This is a genomic window from Nonomuraea sp. NEAU-A123 (genome assembly GCF_018603905.1).
GTDB lineage: Bacteria > Actinomycetota > Actinomycetes > Streptosporangiales > Streptosporangiaceae > Nonomuraea.
Genome location: NZ_JAHFZZ010000007.1, coordinates 99,944 through 123,052 on the forward strand (window position 1 = coordinate 99,944; position 23,109 = coordinate 123,052).

Here is a 23,109-nt window from a genome sequence, read left to right on the forward strand (position 1 = left end):
GTCACCCGATACGGTCGGATTCGCCCGTAGCGGAAGAGGAAGGTGCAATGTCACGACCCAGAGAGGCATTGATCCAGGCAGGTCAGGGCATAGCCCAAGCGGTCGTTCAAGGCGGTGACGTACGTCAAGCCGTCGGCCAGGCCGTGAACCAGGCGGGCCAGTGGACCGGTCAGGCCCAGGGCTTCACGCTCAACCCGTACGACTTCGCGGCCGCCCGTGACGGCGGCGTGTCGGTGGGCACGCTGATCGAGGCCCGGACGGCGTCGCTGAACGAGGCCGGCGAGATCATCAACCGCAGCTTCGCCGAGAACGGCATGCACGTGATCTCGCCGGTGGTGATCCCCAAGGGAACCACCGCGAAGGTGGTCGTGCCGCTGGGCATCCTGGTGGTGCTCGGCCTGATCGGCGCGCTCGGCAACGTCATACCCCGAACCGACGTGTTCTTCGGCCCGCACTACTGGGTCGTGCTGATCCTGGCGGCCGCCTTCCTGTGGTGGCGGCGCAGCGTGGTGATGGTGCCCGAGGGCTGCAAGGCGCTGATCACCAAGTTCGGCAAACTGGTGCAGATCGCCGACCCCGGGCGGGTGACGCTGTTCAACCCGTGGAAGCGGGTCAGCTACATCGTCAACACCACCCGCGAGTACCCGTTCAACGCCCCCATCAGCGAGGCCCCCACCCAGCAGGGCGTCAAGGCGAGCGTCGACCTGTTCCTGCAGTTCAGGATCGAGAACCCGGCGGAGTTCATCTTCGTGCTCGGCTCGGTCAGCGGCTTCCAGTCCAAGCTGCAGAACGCCATCAGCGAGGTCACCCGCTCACTCATCTACGCCCAGCGGGCCGAGGACATCTACGACCTGGTGGGCGAGAGCACGCTGGGCATGCTGGACAACCTCAACCAGCAGTTCCTGCCCGCCGTACGGCTCACCGACGTGAACATCACGCACGCCGAGCCGTCGAGCCAGGAGTACCGGATGGACCTGGCCGCGCCTGAGATGGTGCGCGTCGCCAAGGAGGCCTACACCTACGAGTACGAGCTGCAACTGCGCAAGGAGCAGAACGAGGGCGACCTGATCAAGGAGCTGGCCGGGCTGCAGGAGACGCTGAGCGCGATCCAGGCGGAGATCGCCGGCTACCAGGCGCGCATGGACACGGCGCTGGAGCGGGCATCCCACCAGGCCAAGGCGCAGGCCAGGCAGCGCCTGGTCGAGGCGGAGTCCTCCGCCAACGCCAACTCGGCGCTGCTGGAGGCGCAGGCGCTGGACATCAGGGCGCTCAGCGCGGCCGAGGCGCCGGAGATCCTCGACTACCGCTTCCAGCAGGACCTGCTGGACAAGCTGGAGTCGGTCGCGACCCGGCTGCCGCAGGTGGTGCAGGTGGGCGAGCACACCGACATCGACTTCCTGGCGCTGGCCCAGCAACTGGTCGGCGGCAAGGGGGCGGCGCTGTTCTCGGCCGAGGACATGGCCGCCATCCGGGGCCGGCTGGGCGAGATCGGCAAGCGCGTGGAGGACAGGGAGGCGGAGATCACCGAACTGCTCAGGAAGGTCGCCGAAGAGGTGACCGAGGCGCCCGAGCCCGAACTGGCCGCCGCACTGCCGACCATCGAGGGTGAGGTCCGATGAGCCGCGAGTTCTCGAAGATCAAGGAGTCGCTGGCCTCCTGGTCCGACATCCGCCAGCTATTGCGCGGCGGCGAGCAGGGCCAGCTCGTGCCCGTCGTGATCCCCAAGGACCGGCGCGGCTTCGCCTGGATGACACTGATCTTCGTCGCCGTCTATTTCGCCGGAATGGCGGCGATGGGCAACCTCGTCATGACGGCCTCGCTGGCCGCGGTGTTCTTCCTGGCCGTCGCGCTGGTCTGGATGTGGCGCCGGGCGATCATCGAGATCGAGGAGGGCACCACGGGCGTACGCAGCCGCTGGGGCGCCATCACCGGCACGCTCCCGCCGGGCCGCCACTACCTGTGGCTGCCGTGGGACCGGGTGGACGCGGTCGTCGACACCTCCACCGAGATCCCGTACTCGGCGCCGATCGTGGCCTGCCCGACGGCCGAGAACGTGCCGCTGAAGTCGATCGAGTTCTTCCTCAAGTTCCGCATCGTGGACCCGGTCGCGTTCGTCCGCACGATCGGCGCGGGCAACTTCGACCTGGTGCTGTCGAGCGCCGTACAGGACGCGATCAGGCAGCGCAGCCGCCGGGTCAACACCGAGCGCGCGTACGACCTGCGCGGCTCCGACGTGGGCGACATGCAGGAGGCGCTCAACCGCCAGCTCGGCCGCTACGGCGTGCGCATCACCGGCGCCAACATCCCCGACGTGCAGCTGCCGGACCAGTACCAGCAGCACCTGGCCACCCGCGAGAAGGTGGCCAAGGAGCTGTCGGCCTACGAGCGCGAGTGGGAGCTGACCCGCAAGCGCCGCATCGACACCCTGCTCATGGAGATCGAGCGGTCCAAGAAGACCCGTGACGCCCGCGTGGTCGAGGTCAAGGCCGCGCACAACACCGCGCGCAAGGACGTCGCGCGCATGCTGGAAGAACAGGCGACGGAGGCGCAGCGGGTGCGCTGGGAGATCGAGGCCCGCGGCCGCGCCGAGCTGACCTCCGCCGAGAACGAGGCCAAGGCCCTGCGCAGGCTGGCCGCCTCCTACCGTGACAACCGGGCCGTGCTGCAGTACGAGCTGGCCCGCAGGCGCCTCGACGTGGGCGCCAAACTGGCGGAGAACGCCCCTCAGCCGCTGGTGGTCCGCACCCAGCAGGGATCCGGCGACTCCGCACTGTCGACCTTGCTCCTGGCCCAGTTGCTCCCCCGCTTCACGGGCCATCACAACGGAGAGACCCCCAGGTCATAGGAGAACCCCCATGGTGTTTCGCAAACTGATGGCCGCGTTCGGCGCGGGCGTCGAAGTAGACACGGTGCTGACCGACAGCGGTGTACGGCCCGGCCAGGCGTTGCGCGGCGTGGTGCACTTCCGCGGCGGCGGCGCCGACTACAAGGTCGAGGGCATCTACCTCGACCTGACCGCGGTGGTCGAGGTGGAGCGCGGCGACGAGGAGTACAAGACCAGCTACGGCTTCCTGCGCCAGCAGGTCGCTGGGACCTTCCAGCTCACCGCCGGCGCGCAGCACAGCCAGCCGTTCGAGATCGTCATCCCGTGGGAGACGCCGATCAGCGCCATCGGCGGCCACCCGCTGCACGGCATGCGGCTGGGCGTGCAGACGGAGCTGGCGCTGGCCGGCGCGATGGACAAGGGCGACCTCGACCCGCTGTTCGTCAACCCGCTGCCCGCGCAGGAGCACGTCCTCGCCGCGCTCGACCGCCTGGGCTTCGGTTTCAAGAAGGCCGACCTCGAACGCGGCACGCTGCGCGGCTCGACGATGCCGTTCTTCCAGGAGATCGAGTACTACGCGGGCGGGCAGTGGCGGCGGCACTTCAATGAGCTGGAGCTGACGTTCATCGCCGGGCCGCGGCAGATGGACGTCATCCTGGAGGCCGACAAGCGCGGCGGCTTCCTGACCTCCAGCCATGACGCCTACAACCGGTTCACGGTCCGTTATGACGACCATCCGGGCTCGGCGGACCAGGCGCTGCAGCACGCCCTGGAGCAGATGGCCCGCCGCCGCGGCTGGCTATAAGCCCTGACACCCAGCCGCCGGCGTCTTGAGGGCGGCTGGGTGTCAGTGCCGACGGCCGTGGTCGTTGATCTTGTACATGCGTTCGAACCAGGCCCCGTAATGCCAGCCGGACCTCGCCCGGTAGTCGTGGCTCCGGTAGACGCCGAAGATCTCGCGCTTGAGCTCGCGCATCCGCCACGGCACGTTCGGCGCCCAGACCGTCATCGGGTAGCCCCGGTAGGCCACCAGGCGCACCTGCGAGTCCGCGGCGGCGGCGGCCGCGAAGCGGGCGGAGGCCACGTGGTCGGGATGGTCGCACATGCGGCAGCGGGACGGCGGGTCCGGGTCGAGCGTGCGGACCACGTTCGCGTGGTACTTGCGGTAGATGGCCCGCAGCAGCCGCACCACGTCCTCCCGGCTCACGCACGGCCGGTCGGCGCCGCCGAAGAGGTGCACGCAGCTCCGGCCCGCCCATAACCGGGTCAGCGCGTCACGGCCGCCGTCGGCGCGCGGATCGCCGCCGTCCGGCAGCCCGGCGAAGATCAGCAGGACCCGTGGCCGCTCGACCAGGGAGTCCACCTGGACGGCCAGCCGCCCGGCCGTCATCATCGTGGTGCGCCACGCGTTGCGCACCCCCGCCAGGTGGGCGTACGCGGCGCGCAGGCCCTCCACACGGTCGTGCGCGTACACGAGCGGATCATGGTGGTCGTCCAGCCCCGCGGTGCCCTCGCCCGCGGTGAGGTAGACGGTGACGCTCGGCCGTTCGCCCCGCACCCCGCCGTACAGGTCGGGGCTCATGAACAGCAGGTCGTCGTCCGGATGGGCGACGACCTGGACGAACCGCTCCCCCAGCACCGATTCGTCGGACGGCGCGGTGGCGATGGCCGGCGGCACCGGGCACCCCGTGTAGACGACCAGCGTCATCGCCAGAGAAACCGCACGAAAGCTCGCTAAAAATCCCCTCATTCCCCACCCCCGTGGGGCAAGCGTAAAGATCTAGCGATCTCCACGCCTTACCTATTAGGGGGAGATGTCAGGTCATCCCAGGGGAGGAGGCATGCTCTTTCCGCGCGCTTGTAGCGGTCGTTACCATGATTGCGGAACTGTCTGATCGTCGGATGCGGGGCAAGCGATGGCACGGTTCACGGCGGCGCTGAAGCGGATCGCCCCATGGGCGGCCCAGAACGCCGACGGTGCGATCGCGCTCGGTCTGGCCATCGTGGTCGGTGTGCTCGGCATCATGCCCGACACGATCTTCGGCAAGGACGGCGACGACGTCCAGAAACAGCTTGTCAGCGCCGCGACCCTGGTGATCCTGGCGCTGGTGGCCACCGCGCTGCTCCGCGACCGGGCGCGCCAGGCGCCGCTGGAGGAGACCGTCACCTCCGGCGCGCTCGCCCAGTTGCCCGTGCGCCTGGCCCGGCTCGAGGAGATCGAGAGCCTGGTCACCGGCACCCGGCGGGCACTCGACTCACTCCAGTTGGTCAGGGTGCTCGGCAGCCGGCAGGAGATCGCGCAGGCGCACGCCGACGCCCGCAAGGACACCACGAGGTGGAGCTTCAAGGGCGGCACTGGCACCTACCTGCGCGCGGTCACCCTGCCCGAGTGCGTGGCGGCGGCCAGGAAGGTCAAGCGCCACCTCACGGTCAGGATCGAGATCGTCGACCCGTCCAACGTCGAGGTGTGCGAGACCTACGCCCACTACCGCCGCTCCCTGTCCGACGTGCCCGACGGCACCGGCGAGACATGGACGGCCGACCGGGCCAGGAAGGAGTCGTACGCCACGATCCTGGCCGCCTTCTGGCACCGCCAGCGCTACGGGCTGCTCGACATCGGCATCGGCCTGTCGTCCACGATGACGACGTTCCGCTGGGACCTGTCGACCACCCGCCTGATCATGACGGTCGAGGACCCCAACCGGGCGATGACCGCGCTGGCCGGCACCTTCTACTTCGAGAACTGCGACACCGAGCTACGGCTCAGCTTCGAGCAGGCGCGGCTGGTGCCGCTGGAGATGTACAAGAAGGTGCAGCTGAGCGACGAGCCCACCGTCGAGGAGGTGCAGGAGCTGTTCACCCGGATCTCCATCCCGCTGCCCAGGTCCTACGACGACCGCGACGTCGTCGACATCGCCCGCAAGGCGCTGCGCGCCAGGAATCCGTACGACTCATGAGTCATCGCGGCGTCTACCAGCAGCTCGCCCGGGGACAGGCCCGCCCGTGGGCGCTGGCGGCGCTGGCGGGCACCCGCATCAGGGCCGTGCGCCACCCGCTCGGCTTCGTCTGCCTGCCGCTTGAGCGGGACGGCGGCGACGGGGTATGTCTCCATCTGTGGTCGGCCACGTTCGCGCACGCGGAGAGCACCACGTCGGACATCCACTGCCACAGCTGGGACCTGTTCAGCCACGTGCTCTACGGCCAGGTACACAACGTGCACGTGGAGGTCACCGACGCGGTGCGCGACGCCACGCACCGGGTGTTCGAAGTGGTCAGCGCCGCCGACGGCGACCGCATCACGCCCACCGGCCGGACCGTACGGCAGGAGACGGGGCTGGTGGAGGTGTTCGGCCCCGGCGACACCTACACGCTGCCCGCGGGCCGTTTCCACAGCAGCGTCGTGCCGGAGGGCGGCGAGGCGGCCACGATCGCGCTCGGCCGCGGCCGTCCGGGCAGCCGCGATCTGTCACTGGGCCCGCTCGGCACCGGCGACCACCACGTGTCCAGGCAGCCGCTGGACGACGAGGAGACAGCACTCGCCGTCCGCCTGATAGCCGCCCACCTGAGTTGAGGGATGCCCGATGGATCTGGATCACGCTCGCGCGGTCGCCGTCGCCGCCGCCGAGGCCGCGGGAGCGCTACTCGTGGCCGGCACCCGCGGCGCGCTCGGCGCCCGGCCCAAGGGCGGCTCGGGCGACGTGGTCACCGAGCTCGACCTGGCCTCGGAGAAGCTCCTGGTCGAGCGCGTCCTCACCGCCTTCCCGGCACACTCGGTCATCGCCGAGGAGTCGGGCCTGCTGGGCGCCACCGGCGGCGAGTGGACGTGGCTGATCGACCCGCTCGACGGCACGAACAACGTGGTGATCGGCCTGCCCGCCTACGTCGTCGGCCTGGCCCTGTGCCGCTCGGGGCGCCCCATGCTGGGCGTGGTGCACGACCCGGTCTCGGCCCAGACCTGGTCCGCGATCCGCGACCGCGGCGCCGTCACCTCCTCGGGGGTACGGCTGGCGCCGCCGCACAACCCCTCGCCGCACGGCCCGCTGCTGGCGTGGACCCAGGGCTACTCCGTGTCCAGGAGCGACACGACGGCACAGGCCATCACGCACGCCTTGGAGCTACGCGCCAGGCGCGTGCTGCGGCTGTGGGCGCCGCTGCTGTCGTGGGCGATGCTGGCCAGAGGCGACATCGACGGCATCGTCGGCTACCGGGCCGAGGCGATCGACCTGCCCGCAGGGGCGCTCATCGCGCGGGAGGCGGGCATCGAGATCCGGGCGCTCGACGGCGGGCCGTTCGAGGAGGGGTTCGACGGCACACCCGACGACCGCAGCTTCGTCGCCACCCACCCGAGCGCCATGCCCGGCCTCCTCGACCTGCTGCGCACCCGAGCCGCTATTTGACCTTGTACTTGCACAGGCCCTTGCCGGACACGACCGTCTTCCCGTCCACGACGATGCGGCAGGCGGCGGGCTTGAGCTGACCGCTCGTGTCCAGGACCGAGCCCGACACGACGGACACCAGGCGGCCCACGCGCTGTTCGGCGCCGGTGAGCTCGATCATGGCCGTCTTGGACCAGGGCAGGGTGGCCTCGCTCTCCGAGCCGTCCTCATCGGCCACGTAGATGATCGGCTGCATGGCCTTGCCCTTGCCGAGCACCTCCAGCTTGACCGTGCGCGCCGCGGCGGCCGGCGGTGGTCAGCCAAAGGTGACAAGGGCCCAGACGGTGGTGACCATGCCGACGACCGCCAGCCCCGCACCGGTGGCCAGGAAGCGGCGCATCGGGACCCGTACGTCGTGGCGGCGGCACGACTCGAACCAGAGCAGCGTCGCCAGCGACGCCCACGGCGTGATCACCGGCCCCACATTGGTGCCGACCAGCAGGGACAGCAGCCGATCCTGGTCGCTCGACGGGATGACGCTCGCGATGGCCTGGAAGGCGGGCAGATTGTTGATCAGGTTGGACAGCCCGGCGCCCACCGCCGCCGTCCGGTAGGGATCCTCCTCGGCGCCGATCATCCAGCGCATCAGGTCGGCCAGGCCGTACCGGCTGAGGGTGGGCACCACCAAGAACAGGCCCGTCACGAAGATCAGCAGTTGCCAGGGGATCAGGCTCCACGTCAGCCGGGCGCGGTCGCGCACGAAGAACGCCACCACGACGACCAGCGCCGCCGCCAAGGCGGCCGCGCCGACCTGGACCTTGAGCAGCAGCGCGCCGATGAACAGCAGGCAGCCCGCACCCGCGGCGGCGAACAGCACGCGGTCGGCGACCGGCTCCAGCACGGGCGGCGTGTAACGCAGGTCGCGACGCCGGCCCCGGCGCCAGTAGAAGACCCAGAGGAAGGCCATCGTCACGGCGATCGAGACGATCTGCGGCGCCCACATCCGCCCGGCGAACTGCTGCGCGTCGAGAGCGATCTTGTTGATGCCGAGCAGGTTCGTCAGGTTGGAGACCGGCAGCAGCAGGCTGGCGGTGTTGGCCAGCCAGATCGTGGTCATCGCCAGGGGCAGCGCGGCGATGCGCGCTCTGGGCGCCAGCGCCAGCATGACCGGGGTGAGCAGCACCGCAGTCGTATCGAGATTCAGAAATATCGTGATAAATGAGGCGAAGGCGGTACAGAGGAAGAAGAGCGCGACGTAGTTACCCCGCCCCAACACCGCCATCCGCGCCGCGATGGCGTCGAAGACCTGGGCCTCCTTGGTCAACTCCGCCAGCACGATGATCCCGACCAGGAAGACCAGCAACGGCCCGATCTCGTCCATGCTCCCGGCGGCCTCCCGCCACGGAAGCAGCCCGGTCGCCACGAAGACCAGGCCGAGCGCGAGCAGCCCGATCCGGATCCAGTCGAGCACACCGAGACGTCGCCACACTCGACGATGATCGCACAGCCTGCAAACGCCGCCCCCACAGGGGATACTGACGGAATGGCACGTGACGGCAGGCCGACAGAGATCTTCGTCAGCTACTCCCCCGCCGACACGGCCTGGGCGACCTGGATCGCCTGGGAGCTGGAGGCGGCGGGCTACAAGACCATGATCCAGGCATGGGACTTCGTGCCCGGCACGAACTTCATCGACTTCATGGACCGCGGCGTCAGCGAGGCGCAGGTGGTCGTGGCCGTGCTCTCGCGCAACTACCTGACCTCGCGCTACGGCCGCATGGAGTGGCAGGCCGCGCTCCGCGCCGACCCCGACAACCCGTCCAACAAGCTGGTCACGATCCGGCTCGAGGACGTACGCCTCGAAGGGCTGCTGTCCACGATCACCTGGGTGGACCTGCTCGGCGTCACCGATTCGGGTCAGGCCAGGGCGCTGCTGCTGGGCCGGGTCAGGGAGGCGATGTCGGGCCGGGCCAAGCCGGAGGCGGCGCCCGACTTCCCGACAGGTGCGGGCCTGCCACTGCCCGCGCCGACGCTGCCGCCGCCCGGTGAGCGCTCGCGGGCCCGGCGCGCCCCGGTGTCGGCGCCGAAGTTCCCGCCGTCGGCCATCGCCGACCGCGGCCGCGAGTCGCTGACCGTGCTGCACATCGGCGGCCCCCGGTTCGGCCGGGCCCTGCCCGATCCGGGCGAGCCGTTCACGCCCGAGGACATGCAGGCGCGGATCTGGGCGGATCTGACCTCGATGTACGACCGGGGCATGCCGCGCCCCGACCTCATGATGGTCACCGGTGACCTGACCGAGTCGGGCAGCCTGGGGCAGTTCGGGCACGCGACGCGGTTCATCACCGACCTGCGGCTGCTGATCGGCCTGGAGCCGCACCGGCTGGTGATCGTGCCGGGCCCGCGCGACGTCACCAAGGCCGCGGCCAGCGCCTACTTCCTGACCTGCGAGGCCGACGACGTCGCCCCGCAGCCCCCTTACTGGCCCAAGTGGCGGCACTTCGCAGGCCTGTTCGGTGAGGTGTACCAGGGGCTGGACGACCGGGTGTTCGACGGCGGCCAGCCGTGGACGCTGTTCGAGGTGCCCGACCTGAGGGTGGTCGTGGCCGGGCTCAACTCGACGATGGCCATGAGCCACCTCGAACGCGACGCCTATCCCCTGCTCGGCGAGGGGCAGGCGGCCTGGTTCGCCGAGCGGCTGCGCCCCTACGAGGAGAGCGCCTGGCTGCGGCTCGGCGCGATCGGGCACCCGCCGTCCATCCTGCGCGACGCGCCGACCTACGACCGGGTCCTTTCCCGGCGGCTCAACCTGCTCTTCCACGGCACGGGAGAGGCCGGTGAGGCGGCCGTCGCCGCGCCGCGCTCCGGCCACCACCACGTCGTCGAGATCACCAAGAACGGCCTGCGCACCTGGCTGCCCGACACCGACCGCCCCGAGCGCGTCTCGCACGGCTGGCGGTCCGCCCAGGCCACCTTCACCGGTGACGCGCCGGCCGCCCGCGCCCCCGAGCCCGCGCCGGTCGAGCGCGAGCCGGGCCCGGTGGACCTGCTGCTCGACCGGATCACCGAGGTCTGCGAGGCCAGGCACGAGCGGGCCAAGATCCGCCGGTTCGCCGCCCACCTGGTCGTCACCCACCCCGAGGACGGGTTCGTCCGGCAGACGATGATCGGCGCGCACGTGGGCGAGCTGACCGCCGCCGAAGCCGACGGCTTCGTCCGGCAGGCGCACGCAGCCGACCTCGCGGCCGAGCTGGTCTACCAGGGGTCGCCCCCGGCCAGGACGCTCCGCGACGAGCTCATGCGCAGGGGCGTGCGGCTACGCAGCTTCACCGAGTTCCAGGGCCTGCTCGACCTGTCGGGTTATGTCGCCGAGCAGACGGCCAGGCTCACCACCGACCGCCGCTACCCGCCCAGCCTGTACGTCCCCCAGCGCTACCGCGAACTCGACCGGCCGGGACACCAGGTCAGGGAGGGCCTGACGGACGAGCTGATGCGGCTGCTGGCCGCCGACCACGGCCGCTTCCTGCTGCTGCTCGGCGACTTCGGCCACGGCAAGACCTTCGCGCTGCGCGAACTGGCCAGGCGCATCCCGGCCGAACTACCGCACCTGACGCCCATCCTGATCGAGCTGCGGGCACTCGACAAGGCGCACTCGGTCGACGCGCTCGTCGCCGCCCACCTGGCCGGGCACGGCGAGGAGTTCATCGACCTCAAGGCGTTCCGCTACCTGCTGCGGCAGGGGCGGATCGTGCTGCTGTTCGACGGGTTCGACGAGCTGGTCACCCGGGTCACCTACGACCGGGCGGCCGACCACCTGTCGACATTACTGGCCGCGGCCGAGGACAAGGCCAAGATCGTGGTGGCCAGCCGTACCCAGCACTTCAAGTCGCACAGCCAGGTGCTCACCTCGCTCGGCGAGATGGTCGGCGTGCTGCCGCAGCGGCGGGTGCTCAGCGTCGAGGACTTCAGCCACGACCAGATCCGCACCTACCTGGCCAACCGCTTCGACGACGGCGACGCGGCGGCGGCGCGCATGTCGCTGATGGAGAGCATCACGGACCTGCTCGACCTGGCACAGAACCCGCGGATGCTGAGCTTCATCGCCGACCTCGACGCCGACCGGCTGCGCACGGTGGCCGGCGCCCGCCACACGATCAGCCCCGCGCTGCTGTACGAGGAGATCCTCGGCTCGTGGCTGGCCTTCGAGGAGCGGCGGGCCAAGGTGCCGGGGTCGCCGACCGCGCTGACCACCGACGAGCTGTGGCAGGTCGTGACGGGGCTCGCGCTGCGGCTGTGGGACTCGGGCGAGTCGCTGCTGGGCGCCGACGAGCTGACCGAGTTCGCCGAGACGCTGACCGGCCTGGCCGGCGGCCAGCTGTCCGCCGAGCACGCCGCCCACGCGATGGGCTCGGGGAGCCTGCTGGTGCGCACCGAGGAGGGCATGTTCGGGTTCATCCACTCCTCGGTCATGGAGTGGCTGATCGCCCGGCACATCGCCACCACGATCGAGGCGCCCCTGGTGCTGTCGCGCAGGCCGCTGTCGGCGCTGACCGTCGAGTTCCTGTGCGACCTGGCCGACGTACGGGCGCTGCGGGCGTGGGTGTCCGACCCGCCCGCCGACGACGTCTCGCGGGCGAACGCGGTCAAGATCTCGGCGCGGCTGCGTACCCCCGCCCGGGCCGACCTGCGGGGCGCCAACCTCAAGGGCGAGGACCTGTCGGCCAGAGACCTCCAGGAGGTCGACCTGACCGGCGCCGACCTGACCGACGCCACGCTCGTCGGCACGAACCTGTCCCGAGCCGTCCTGCGCGACGCCAAGCTGGCCGGAGCCCGGCTCGACGGCGCCAAGCTGACGGGCGCCGACCTGACCGGGGCCGACCTGTCGGGCGCGCGGCTGGCTCATACCGACCTGAGCGACGTGTCCGCCGAGGGCGCCCGCTGGCACCGGGCCACGCTGATCAACGTGACGGGCACGCTGCCGCACCTGCCGGGCGCCTCCGTCGTGCCGGGCCAGCCGGTCGAGATCCAGCTCGCGCCCGCCGCGATCGGCGTCCCGTACGGCTATCACTTCCAGACCAGCAGGCTGCCGGAGCCCATCGCGTACAGTCCCGACGGATCCACCATCGCCGTCGGCAACGAGGACGGCGGCGTGCTGCTGTGCGTCGGCGGCGCGCCCGTGCGGACGCTGCAGGGGCACCGGGGCCGCGTCTACGCGGTCTCCTTCGCCGGGGACCTGCTGGCCACCGGCGCCAGCGACGGCCTGGTCGTGCTCTGGGACGCCCTCACCGGCGAGCACCTGCGCGAGCTGCGCGGTCACGCCGACGGGGTCTGGCCGCTCCGGCTCAGCCCGTCGGGCGAGCTGGTCGCGGCGGGCGGCGGCGACGGCGTCATCCGCGTCTGGGACACCGCCACCGGCCGGCTCGTCCACGAGCTCGCCGGCCACCAGGCACCCGTCTACACGGTGTCGTTCGGCGACTCGGTGCTGGTCAGCGGCGACTCGGCGGGCGTGGTGCGGATCTGGGACCTGACCTCCGGACAGGTGGCGGGCACGCTCGACGGCCACCGCGGCTCGGTCTTCCGCGCGATCCACAGCCCGGACGGGTCGCTGCTGGCCACCGGCGATGAGGCCGGGACGGTACGCCTGTGGGACGCGGCCTCCTGGGCACTACGCCACGAGCTGAAGGGGCACCCCGGCAGCATCTACTGCCTGACCTTCGCGCCCGACGGCACGCTGCTGGCCAGTGGCGACACAGCCGGGACCGTCCGACTGTGGGACCCGGCCGGCCAGGCGCGCGGCGTCCACACCAGCCATACCGGGGCCGTCTACCAGGTCGTCTTCTCCCCCGACGGCCGCACGCTGGCCAGTGGCGACTCCACCGGCGTCGTCCGGCTGCAGGAGGTGGGCGGCGGCCGACGGGTCGAGCTGGCCGGGCATCGCAGCTCGGTCTGGCCGTTCGTGTTCCGCCCCGACGGCGAACAGCTGGCCAGCAGCAGCAACGACGGGACGGTACGCCTCTGGGATCCGGCGAGCGGTCAGTGCCAGCGCGTGCTGCGCGGCCACGGCAGGCGGATCTCCTCGGTCAGGTTCAGCACCGACGGGTCGATGCTGGCCACCAGCGGCAACGACGGCGTCGTGCGCATCTGGGAGCCGCGCACGGGGCGCCGCCTGCGTGAGGTCACCGGCACCGCCGACCGGCTCATCTCGGCCCTGTTCTCGCCCGCCGGGCCCGTGCTGGCCACCTCCAGCAACGACGGCGGCGTACATTTCTGGAACGCCGTCACCGGCGACTACGAGCGCGAGCTCAACGCCGAGACCGACCACGTGTGGGCCGAGGCGTTCAGCCCCGACGGCACGCTGCTGGCCACGGCGAACGACGACGACAGCGTGCGGATCTGGTATCGGCCGACCAGCCGCCTGGTGAGCAACCTGGCCGACCATCGGGGCCGGGTCCGCTCCATCGCCTTCAGCCCCGACGGCCGCTTCGTGGCGACCGGCTGTGACGACCGGCTGGTACGCCTCTGGCACGTCGAGTCGGGCGGCCGGGTCGCCACCCTGGAGGGCCATACCGACCGGGTCTACTCAGTCGCCTTCTCGCCCTCGGGCCGGCACCTGGCGAGCGCCGGCAACGACGGCCGCGCCATGGTGTGGGAGCTGCGCCCCGGCCAGCCGTGGCAGCCGCTCCTCCAGCACACGCTCGACAAGCACACCGGACGGTTGTGGAGCGTCGCGTTCGACGCCACGGGCGAGCGGCTGGCCACGGGCGGCGACGACCTCATGGTGCGGGTCTGGGACACGGCTACGGGGCGGGAGCTGCGCACGCTGGCGGGGCACTCGCGGCGGGTGTGGTCGGTGGCGTTCAGCCCCACGGCGGATCTGCTGGCCAGTGCCGGGGACGACGGGGTGGTGATCCTCTGGGCGGGGGCGGAGCGGCGGGCCACCCTGCTGGGCCTGCCGGAGGGCTGGGCGGCGCTCGCCCCGGACGGGAGGTACAAGATCCAGGGGGAGGTTTCCGGGCAGTTCTGGCACGTCATCGGGATGTCGCGGTTCGAGCTGGGCGAGCTGGACCCGTATCTGCCCGGCGTCCGTCAGGTGCCGCTCGACTCCCCGTTCTGAGAACTCCGCCGGACTGCTTTGTCCGGCCCGTCAGCCGCGCCCGGACCGGGTCACCAGGTCGTCCCAGACCTGGCTGACCTTGACCTCCAGGTCGTCCAGATCGCCCTCGTTGTCGATCACGATGTCGGCGACCGCCAGCCGCTCCTGGCGGGTCGCCTGTGCCGCGATGCGGGCCTTGGCGTCCTGTTCCGGCATGCCGCGGTGCTCGGCCAGACGGGCGATGCGCACCTCGTCGGCGGCGTCCACAACGATGACCACGTCGTACATCGGCGCCAGCCGGTTCTCCGCGAGCAGCGGCACGTCGTAGACCACGATCGCGCCGGCGTCCGCCTGGCTCTGCAGGTCGGCGACCCGCTCCCCCACCAGCGGGTGCACGATGGCGTTGAGCGCCGCCAGCCTGTCGGGGTCGGCGAACACGATGGCGCCGAGCTTCTCCCTGTTGAGCGAGCCGTCGCGATGGAGCACCTCCTCGCCGAAGGTGGCGACCACCCGGGCCAGGCCCGGGGTGCCGGGCTCCACCACCTCACGGGCGATCTTGTCGGCGTCGATCACGACGGCGCCTCTGGCCGCGAGGCGCTTGGACACTTCGCTCTTGCCCGAACCGATGCCGCCGGTGAGCCCGATTTTCAGCACGCGGAAAGACTATCCGTGATCGGGATCACGGCGCATGTGCACCAGCGTGAGGTGGTCGTCCATGCGCTCCCTGCGGGTCTCGCGGTAGCCCAGGCGGCGGTAGAGACGCAGGTTGGCCTCGGACAGGTGGCCGGTGAACAGGTCGAAAGCCGTCGCCTCCGGCGTCTGCTCGTGCAGCGTCTCCAGCAGCGCCCGGCCCAGGCCGCGACCCTGCTGGTCCGGCGCCACCACCAGGCGCCCGACCAGGCAGGTCGTACCGGCCAGTTGGCCGCGTACGGCTCCCACGATCCGGGCGCCGTCGGTGGCCTTGAACACGATGCCGGTCTCGATGCCCTTGCGGACCTGCTCCACGGACTCCAGGAGCGGCGGCAGGAACGGGTCGCCGTAGAGCTGCGCCTCGGTCACGTACGCCGCCCGCTGCACGGTGAGGATCTCACCGGCGTCAGCGGCCCGCGCACGCTCGATCCCCACGCGAGCACCCTACTCCAGCCTCACGCCCGCGTCATTCGCGTCCCTCAGCGTCCCCCCATATACCCTCAAGGTCCCTCCGCGCCCGCTCAAGGTCCCTCCACGTCCCCCAAGGTCCCGAAGAACGTCCGGATGCTCCGCACCAGCGGCTCGGGCGAGTTCATCGCGACCATGTGGCTGTCACCATGCTCACCCGCCCAATGGACGATCTTGTTCTTGCGCTCGGCGATGCGCCGGAACAGCGGAGAGCCGCCGTGCGACACCCCGCTCGGCACCACCGTCTGGTCGATCGGCATGCCCGCCGCCCCCTCGTAGTACGTCCACGACGACGAGCCACCCGTCGCGGTCAGCCAGTAGAGGCTCGCGTTCGTGAGCACCAGGTCACGGTCGATGGGCTCGGCCACCTCCTCCTCGGGCCAGCCGTCGAACTCCTTGAACCGCTCCACCAGATAGGCCAACTGAGCCACCGGCGAGTCGGTGAAGCCGAAGCTCAATGTCTGCGGCCGGTTGGCGAGGTACGGTCCGTACCCGCTGCCGCCGGCGAACCGCCCGGTCAGGGCCGCCAGCTCGGCCAGCTCGGCTTCGGTGGCGCCGTCGAGCTCGGCCGGGTCTCCGGTGGGGATGCCGAGCCCGGCGGTGATGTGCGCGCCGATCACGTGGTCGCCGTCGATGGCCGCCAGTTGCGGGGTGACCATGGCGCCGGCGTCGTTGCCGTGGGCGCCGTACCGGTCGTACCCGAGCCGTGCCATCAGCTCGGCCCAGGTCCGCGCCACTCGTACGATGCTCCACGGCCGCTCGTCGGCGGGCTCGGGGAACGGCGAGAAGCCGAAGCCGGGCAGCGAGGGGGCCACCACGTGGAAGGCCGTGGCCGGGTCGAGGCCGTGGGCGCGCGGGTCGGTGAGCGGGCCGATGACGTTCAGGAACTCGGCGACGGTGTTCGGCCAGCTGTGCGTGACGATCAACGGCAGCGCGCCGGGCTCCGGCGAGCGGACGTGCAGGAAGTGGATGCGCTGTCCGTCGATGTCGGTGGTGAACTGCGGGAAGGCGTTGAGCTTGGCCTCCTGCGCCCGCCAGTCGAACCCGTCGGCCCAGTACGCGGCCAGGTCGCGCAGGTAGCCGACCGGGACGCCCCGGCGCCAGCCGCCACCGGGCAGCGTCCGTGGCCAGCGGGTATGGGTGAGCCGGTCCTTCAGGTCGTAGAGGTCGGCTTGCGGGATGGCGATGCGAAAGGGTTCGATCATGCGGCAACCCTAGAAAGGATCGCGGAAGGGATCGTTCCGCATTGGCGCAAAAGAAAAACCCCGCACCGGATGGTGCGGGGTCCTTCTCTACTAGCTAGCCAACCAGATCAGCTCTGGCCGCCTGCGAGCTTCTCGCGCAGAGCCGCGAGAGCCTCGTCGGAGGCGAGAGCGCCGGCCGCCGGAGCGGACGAGCCCGAGCTGCTGGCCGGAGCCGCCGTCTCACCGGTGTAGGACGAGGGAGCGGCTTCGCCCGCCTCGGCCTCCGCCTTGCGAGCCTCTTCGATCTGCTTCTTGTGCGCCTCGAAGCGGGTCTGGGCCTCGGCGTACTGCCGCTCCCACTCCTCGCGCTGCTTGTCGAAGCCCTCGAGCCACTCACCGGTCTCCGAGTCGAAGCCCTCGGGGTAGATGTAGTTGCCCTGGTCGTCGTAGGTCGCCGCCATGCCGTAAAGCGTGGGGTCGAACTCGACCTCGGTGCCGACACCCTCGTTGGCCTGCTTCAGCGAGAGGCTGATGCGACGCCGGTCGAGGTCGATGTCGATGATCTTGACGAAGATCTCGTCGCCGACCTGGACGACCTGCTCCGGGATCTCCACGTGGCGCTCGGCCAGCTCGGAGATGTGGACCAGGCCCTCGATGCCCTCCTCGACCCGGACGAACGCGCCGAACGGCACCAGCTTGGTGACGCGACCCGGCACGACCTGGCCGATCTGGTGGGTGCGGGCGAACTGCTGCCACGGGTCTTCCTGAGTGGCCTTGAGCGACAGGGAGACGCGCTCGCGCTCCATGTCGACGTCGAGGACCTCGACCGTGACCTCCTGGCCGACCTCGACGACCTCGGAGGGGTGGTCGATGTGCTTCCAGGACAGCTCGGACACGTGGACCAGGCCGTCGACGCCGCCGAGATCCACGAACGCACCGAAGTTGACGATCGAGGAGACGACGCCCTTGCGGACCTGCCCCTTCTGGAGGGTGTTGAGGAACGTCTGGCGAACCTCGGACTGCGTCTGCTCAAGCCACGCGCGGCGGGACAGGACCACGTTGTTGCGGTTCTTGTCCAGCTCAATGATCTTCGCCTCGAGCTCGCGGCCGACGTACGGCTGCAGGTCCCGGACACGGCGCATCTCGACCAGGGAGGCCGGCAGGAAGCCACGGAGGCCGATGTCGAGGATGAGTCCACCCTTGACGACCTCGATGACGGTGCCGGTGACGATGCCGTCCTCGTCCTTGATCTTCTCGATCGTGCCCCAGGCGCGCTCGTACTGAGCTCGCTTCTTGGACAGGATCAGGCGGCCCTCTTTGTCCTCCTTCTGGAGAACGAGGGCCTCGACGTGTTCGCCGACCTCCACGACGTCAGCAGGGTCGACATCGTGCTTGATCGAAAGCTCACGCGAGGGGATGACACCCTCGGTCTTGTAGCCGATATCGAGAAGAACCTCGTCTCGATCGACCTTGACGACGGTGCCCTCGACGATGTCGCCGTCGTTGAAGTACTTGATGGTCTCGTCGATCGCTGCGAGGAAGGCTTCCTCGGACCCGATGTCGTTGACCGCTACCTGCGGGGTGCTCGAGGTGGCCTCAGTGCTGGACGTCATGTGTGGAATTGCTCCGAACGCGGACAGAAGTCGATGTGGCGGACGCGCGGCAGGCCCTCTTCCGCATCAAGCCGAGGAATGACGACATCGACGTGACCGAGCGCGAGCCCGCTCCGTCTGAGGCGCGCGCGAGCCCACAGCGCAGCGATCAGCATATGAGACCTTGGGCGTGGGGTCAATCCAACCGCTCGAGCACCGGTCAATAGACGACGAGCTGACCTCTCCGCTTTGGCGCGATATTACCCTGAAGGCGCTGCGGGATAGAGATCTTCGTGGGGTCCCCGTCGGACACGTACCGGTCCCCAGGGTGCTTGTTCAGCCACCCCAGCCAGTACTGCGAGCACCACTTGCGGCATTCGCCCTTGTTGCCGTTGCTCTGGATGCGCTGGATGGCCACGGGATCGAATTTTTTCGCATAGGGCGAAAGTGAGGGCTCGGCCCCGGCCAGGAAGACCCCGGCGAAGTCATAGGTGGTGCCGTCCCACTCGCCGTGGCGGGCGATCTTCTTGGGGTGCGGCATCGCCCCGAACGGCAGGGCCAGGGTGACCGCCGGACCGGCTCCGAGCTTCTTCAGCAGCCGTTCGAGCCGGACGATCTGCTCCTTGACCTTCTTCTTCCGCAGGGCCGCCAGATTGGGGTGGGACCAGGTGTGGTTGGCCACCTCGAACCCGTGATCGATCAGCCACCGCACGGCCGCCGCCTGCTCCTCGGGCTTCCGTAACCCGAACGGGTCGTGGTTGATCCACAGCGTGGCGACCGGCCGGAACTCGGGATAGCGCCGGGCCACGTCTAAGAGCACGCCGACCGCCGTGTCCGGCGCGGGGTTGCCGCTCGCGTCGAGCCTGAAGTGGCTCGCGTGCCCGTCGTCGAAGGTCAGCACGACGGGGAACCTGCCCGCGGGCACCCGGATGTCGCCGGTGGCGAACTCCTTGGCGGTGATCGGCCAGTAGCCCTGCTTGGCCAGCTTCTCCAGCTCCCTGCGTAGCTGGTCGGGCGTGCGGTCGATCGAGGCGAACCGCTTCTTGAGTATCCGGTGGTACATCAGCACCGGCACCAGGCCGAGCTCGTTGGCCTTGACCTGCTTGGCGAACTCCGGCGTGGACACCACTCCGGGCGGCTCGGCGACCGTCGGCACGGGCTCGGCGGGGGTGGGCTGCGCGGACTGCACGATCCTGACCGCCGCCGGTGGGCCGGGGACGGGCCGGCCGGAGGACGACTGCAGCATCAGCCCGAGGACCGCCACTGCCACCACCACGAAGTTCGCGATGACGATGACCCGTGGGAAAGACGCTGACGATCGCACAAGGCTCCCGTGCCAGTCGGTGAATTTTACCCTCAGGGTAGTCCAGAACCCCGTATCGGCCGCTGTTCTCGACACACCGGACCACCCTGTTTCATGGCGCGGGGCCACCTGCCGCTCGGCGCCGGGCCGCCCCACCGTACAGAGATCGATCTGCCCCGGCGCACGGGGATAAACGTCTGGTACGGCGGGACGAAAACATCCGCTGAGGCGCGACGAGACGCCCCGTAAGCGCCCCGTCAGCAGCCCGTCAGTGGCCCGCGTCCTCCCAGGTGCGGCCGACGCCCACGGAGACCTCCAGTGGGACCCGCAGGCGGTAGGCGGCGTTCATCTGGTCGCACACGATGCCTCTGAGCCGGTCGAGCTCGCCGGGCGCCACCTCGAACACCAGCTCGTCGTGGACCTGGAGCAGCATCCGGGAGCCCAGTCCCTCTTCGCGCATCGCCTGGGAGACGTTGAGCATGGCGACCTTGATGATGTCGGCCGCCGAACCCTGGATGGGCGCGTTGAGCGCCATGCGCTCGGCCATCTCGCGGCGCTGCCGGTTGTCGCTGGTCAGGTCGGGCAGGTAGCGGCGGCGGCCCATGATGGTCTCGGTGTAGCCGTCGGTGCGCGCCTGCTGGACGATGGCGTGCAGGAAGTCGCGGACGCCGCCGAACTCCTGGAAGTATTCCTCCTTGAGCGCCCGCGCCTCGGCCACCGGGATGTTGAGCTGCCCGGACAGCCCGAAGTCGGACAGGCCGTAGGCGAGGCCGTAGTTCATCGCCTTGATGCGGGCCCGCAGCTCGCCGTCGATCTGCTCGGGCGGCAGGTCGAACACCCGGGCCGCGGTCGCCTGGTGGAAGTCGTGGCCCGACTCGAAGGACGCGATCAGCGCCTCGTCACCCGACAGGTGGGCCATGATGCGCAGCTCGATCTGGCTGTAGTCGGCCGTGAGCAGCGTCTCGTAGCCCTCGCCGACCACGAAGCCCTGCCGGATGCGCCGGCCCTCGGAGGTGCGGATCGGGATGTTCTGGAGGTTGGGCTTCTCCGACGACAGGCGGCCCGTGGCCGCGATGATCTGGTTGAAGGTGGTGTGGATCCGCCCGTCGTCGGCGATCTCCTTGATCAGGCCCTCGACGGTGGTGCGCAGCTTGGTCTGGTCGCGGTGGCGCAGCATGATGATCGGCAGCTCGTGCTCGGTCTGCGTGGCGAGCCAGGCGAGCTGGTCGGCGTCGGTGCTGTAGCCGGTCTTGATCTTCTTCGTCTTGGGCAGGTTGAGCTTGGTGAAGAGGATCTCCTGCAGCTGCTTGGGCGAGCCCAGGTTGAACTGCTCGCCGACGGCCCGGTGCGCCTCCTCGACCGCCTGCTTGACCGCGGCGCCGAACTCGGCTTCCAGAGCGGTGAAGTATGCGCTGTCGACGGCGATGCCCGCGCGCTCGAGCTCCGCCAGCACGGTCAGCAGCGGGAGCTCCACGTCGGTCATGAGCTGGGTGCCGCCGCGGCCCGTCAGGAAGGTCTCCAGCGCCTCGGCCAGCCCGAGCACGGCATGGGCGCGCAGCGCCAGGTCCTTGGCGGGGGCGTCCTCGTCGTCGCCGAACAGCGCGGCCTGCCCGGTGGACTCCTCCTCGGCGTGCAGGTCGCGGTTGAGATAGCGCCGGGCCAGGTCTTCGAGGGCGAACGTGCGCTGGCCGGGCATGGCCAGATAGGCCGCCAGAGCCGTGTCACAGGTCAGGCCCTTGAGGCCCATGCCCTGCGCCCAGAGCGCGAGGATCGGCCCCTTGGCGTCGTGGACGGCCTTGGGCTTGTCGGGGTCGGCCAGCCAGGCCCGCAGCGCGCCCTCGTCGGACTCGGTGAGCTTGACCGGGTCGATGTGGGCGGCCGTGCCGTCGGGCGAGGCGATCGCGATGCCGTCGATGCGCCCGGTGCCGCTGCCGTAGGCGCCCTTGAAGGCGAGGCCGGCCCGGCCGGCGGGCAGCGCGGCCAGCCAGCCCGCCACGCGGTCGGGGCCCAGGATGATGGTCTCGACCTCGAAGCCCTGGTCGGGCTCCTGCTCGCTGGTGCCGAGCACCTTGAAGACGCGCTCACGCAGCTCGCCGCGGATCTGCAGCGTGTCGAACAGCTTGTTGACCTCTTCGCGCTCCCAGACGCCCTGCTTGAGATCGCCCAGCTCGACCTCGAGCGGGACCTCGCGCAGCAGCTCGGTGAGCCGGCGGTTCATCAGCACCTGGGCGACGTGCTCGCGCAGCTTCTCGCCGACCTTGCCCTTGACCTCGTCGACCCGGTCGACCAGCGCGGTCAGCGAGCCGAACTCGCGCACCCACTTGGCGGCGGTCTTCTCGCCGACGCTGGGGATGCTGAGCAGGTTGTCGCTGGGGTCGCCACGCAGCGCCGCGAAGTCGGGGTATTGGACCGGGGTGAGGCCGTACTTCTCCTCGACGGCCTCAGGCGTGAACCTGGTCATGTCGCTGATGCCGCGGCGCGTCATCAGGACCGTGACGCGCTCGTCGACGAGCTGGAGCGCGTCGCGGTCGCCGGTGACGATCAGCACGCTCATGTCCTGGGCGCTGGCGCGGGTGGCGAGCGTGGCGATGAGGTCGTCGGCCTCGAACCCGGCCTTGGACAGGTGCGGGATGCGCAGCGTGTCGAGGAGCTCATAGATGAGCTGCATCTGCCCCCGGAAGTCCTCGGGGGTCTCGCTCCTGTTGGCCTTGTATTCGGCGTATTCCTCGTGCCGGAACGTCGGCTCCGACCGGTCGAACGCCACGGCCACGTGCGACGGCTGCTCGTCGCGCAGGATGTTGGTCAACATCGAGGTGAACCCGTAGACCGCCTCGGTGCGCTGACCGTCGGTGGTCATGAGGTTGGCGTCCTTGAGCGCGTAGAACGCGCGATAGGCCAGGGAATGCCCGTCGAGCAGCAACAGGCACGGGCGGCTAGGGGTCACTTCACTCTTCGGCACACAAGCAGCCTAGTCTCCATCTGCGACAGAAAACCTGAGCTCGAAAGACTGGAGGACTCCCCTTGACGAGGATCGACCCGGCCGATTTCCCGGCGTTGAACGCCATGTACGAGGGCACGCTCCCCGACCGGATGGGCATCGAGTTCGTCGAGGTCAGCGCGGAGCGGGTCGTCGCCCGGATGCCGGTCGCGGGCAACACCCAGCCGTACGGCCTGCTGCACGGCGGAGCTTCGGCTGTGCTCGCCGAGACGCTGGGCTCGACCGGCGCGGCCATCCACGCGGGCATGGACCGCATCGCGGTCGGCATCGAGATCAACGCCACCCACCACCGCTCGGCCACCTCCGGCTTCGTCACCGGCGTGGCGACGCGGCTGCACGGCGGGCGCTCGATCGCCACGTACGAGATCGAGATCACCGACGAGCAGGGGCGGCGCGTGTGCACCTCCCGGCTGACCTGCATGCTGCGCGATCGCTGAACGCCACGCGACTTTGCGTCTCTCTTTGCACACGGGCCCCGTGGGTCGCTACGGTGGTCCGAGCGGAGCCCGCGGGGAGGCCGAGTAGATAACGTGTAAGGCCGGGGAAGCCCTACATGGTCCCAAAGGTCCTCTTCCGCGGGCTCG

The 23,109-nt window shown here is 70.1% G+C and carries 17 protein-coding genes; 8 read left to right on the forward strand and 9 right to left on the reverse strand.

Annotation, left to right across the window (positions count from 1 at the left end):
- The first annotated feature begins 47 nt into the window (after positions 1 to 47).
- From KLK06_RS22645 to KLK06_RS22655, 3 genes are read left to right on the forward strand one after another with little or no spacing between them, the layout of a single operon-like run.
- Positions 48 to 1,619 carry an SPFH domain-containing protein gene (locus KLK06_RS22645; RefSeq protein ID WP_214637577.1) on the forward strand — a complete coding sequence of 524 codons (1,572 nt, stop codon included), beginning with the start codon at positions 48 to 50 and terminating at the stop codon, positions 1,617 to 1,619.
- On the forward strand, positions 1,616 to 2,845 hold the full coding sequence (locus KLK06_RS22650) for an SPFH domain-containing protein (RefSeq protein WP_214637578.1): 1,230 nt from the start codon (positions 1,616 to 1,618) through the stop codon (positions 2,843 to 2,845). Before KLK06_RS22645 ends, KLK06_RS22650 begins: the two co-directional genes overlap by 4 nt.
- A gap of 10 nt (positions 2,846 to 2,855) precedes the next feature.
- Positions 2,856 to 3,629, forward strand: coding sequence for a sporulation protein (locus KLK06_RS22655; RefSeq protein WP_214637579.1), 774 nt, complete (start codon positions 2,856 to 2,858; stop codon positions 3,627 to 3,629).
- A gap of 42 nt (positions 3,630 to 3,671) precedes the next feature.
- Here the strand turns inward: KLK06_RS22655 and KLK06_RS22660 are convergent, their stop codons facing one another.
- Complete coding sequence (locus tag KLK06_RS22660; protein WP_214637580.1) at positions 3,672 to 4,532, reverse strand: PIG-L family deacetylase; 861 nt, start codon at positions 4,530 to 4,532, stop codon at positions 3,672 to 3,674.
- Positions 4,533 to 4,740: 208 nt separating this feature from the next.
- On the opposite strand from KLK06_RS22660, the gene KLK06_RS22665 reads away from it, so the two are divergent.
- From KLK06_RS22665 to KLK06_RS22675, 3 genes are read left to right on the forward strand one after another with little or no spacing between them, the layout of a single operon-like run.
- Positions 4,741 to 5,781: a hypothetical protein gene (locus KLK06_RS22665; RefSeq protein ID WP_250905866.1), complete on the forward strand. Its 1,041-nt coding sequence runs from the start codon at positions 4,741 to 4,743 to the stop codon at positions 5,779 to 5,781.
- The gene (locus KLK06_RS22670; RefSeq protein ID WP_214637581.1) at positions 5,778 to 6,395 is read left to right on the forward strand and encodes a hypothetical protein; all 618 of its coding nucleotides are present in this window, start codon (positions 5,778 to 5,780) and stop codon (positions 6,393 to 6,395) included. Before KLK06_RS22665 ends, KLK06_RS22670 begins: the two co-directional genes overlap by 4 nt.
- Positions 6,396 to 6,405: 10 nt before the next feature.
- Positions 6,406 to 7,221, forward strand: coding sequence for an inositol monophosphatase family protein (locus KLK06_RS22675; RefSeq protein WP_214637582.1), 816 nt, complete (start codon positions 6,406 to 6,408; stop codon positions 7,219 to 7,221).
- Here the strand turns inward: KLK06_RS22675 and KLK06_RS22680 are convergent.
- Complete coding sequence (locus KLK06_RS22680; RefSeq protein WP_214637583.1) at positions 7,214 to 7,456, reverse strand: hypothetical protein; 243 nt, start codon at positions 7,454 to 7,456, stop codon at positions 7,214 to 7,216. The two genes, KLK06_RS22675 and KLK06_RS22680, sit on opposite strands and share 8 nt — an antisense overlap.
- Before the next feature lie 60 nt (positions 7,457 to 7,516).
- Complete coding sequence (locus tag KLK06_RS22685; RefSeq protein WP_214637584.1) at positions 7,517 to 8,689, reverse strand: SLC13 family permease; 1,173 nt, start codon at positions 8,687 to 8,689, stop codon at positions 7,517 to 7,519.
- A gap of 54 nt (positions 8,690 to 8,743) precedes the next feature.
- Between KLK06_RS22685 and KLK06_RS22690 the strand changes: the two genes are divergently transcribed.
- Entirely contained in the window at positions 8,744 to 14,311 is a 5,568-nt protein-coding gene (locus KLK06_RS22690) for a TIR domain-containing protein (RefSeq protein WP_214637585.1), read from the forward strand.
- A gap of 30 nt (positions 14,312 to 14,341) precedes the next feature.
- Here KLK06_RS22690 and coaE read toward each other — a convergent pair whose 3' ends face one another.
- The 6 genes from coaE to polA form a co-directional block, all read right to left on the reverse strand.
- Positions 14,342 to 14,944, reverse strand: a complete 603-nt coding sequence (coaE, locus tag KLK06_RS22695; RefSeq protein WP_214637586.1) for a dephospho-CoA kinase — start codon at positions 14,942 to 14,944, stop codon at positions 14,342 to 14,344.
- 9 nt (positions 14,945 to 14,953) lie between these two features.
- The gene (locus KLK06_RS22700; RefSeq protein ID WP_214637587.1) at positions 14,954 to 15,415 is read right to left on the reverse strand and encodes a GNAT family N-acetyltransferase; all 462 of its coding nucleotides are present in this window, start codon (positions 15,413 to 15,415) and stop codon (positions 14,954 to 14,956) included.
- 86 nt (positions 15,416 to 15,501) lie between these two features.
- Positions 15,502 to 16,653, reverse strand: a complete 1,152-nt coding sequence (locus KLK06_RS22705) for an epoxide hydrolase family protein (RefSeq protein ID WP_214637588.1) — start codon at positions 16,651 to 16,653, stop codon at positions 15,502 to 15,504.
- 107 nt (positions 16,654 to 16,760) lie between these two features.
- Complete coding sequence (gene rpsA, locus KLK06_RS22710) at positions 16,761 to 18,245, reverse strand: 30S ribosomal protein S1 (protein ID WP_214637589.1); 1,485 nt, start codon at positions 18,243 to 18,245, stop codon at positions 16,761 to 16,763.
- Between the two features lie 199 nt (positions 18,246 to 18,444).
- Positions 18,445 to 19,494 (reverse strand): polysaccharide deacetylase family protein, encoded by a 1,050-nt coding sequence (locus KLK06_RS22715; protein WP_308168393.1) that lies wholly within the window; start codon positions 19,492 to 19,494, stop codon positions 18,445 to 18,447.
- A 301-nt stretch (positions 19,495 to 19,795) separates the two neighbouring features.
- The gene (gene polA, locus KLK06_RS22720) at positions 19,796 to 22,486 is read right to left on the reverse strand and encodes a DNA polymerase I (protein ID WP_214637590.1); all 2,691 of its coding nucleotides are present in this window, start codon (positions 22,484 to 22,486) and stop codon (positions 19,796 to 19,798) included.
- A 104-nt stretch (positions 22,487 to 22,590) separates the two neighbouring features.
- Between polA and KLK06_RS22725 the strand changes: the two genes are divergently transcribed.
- On the forward strand, positions 22,591 to 22,962 hold the full coding sequence (locus KLK06_RS22725; protein WP_214638033.1) for a PaaI family thioesterase: 372 nt from the start codon (positions 22,591 to 22,593) through the stop codon (positions 22,960 to 22,962).
- Positions 22,963 to 23,109 lie beyond the last annotated feature (147 nt).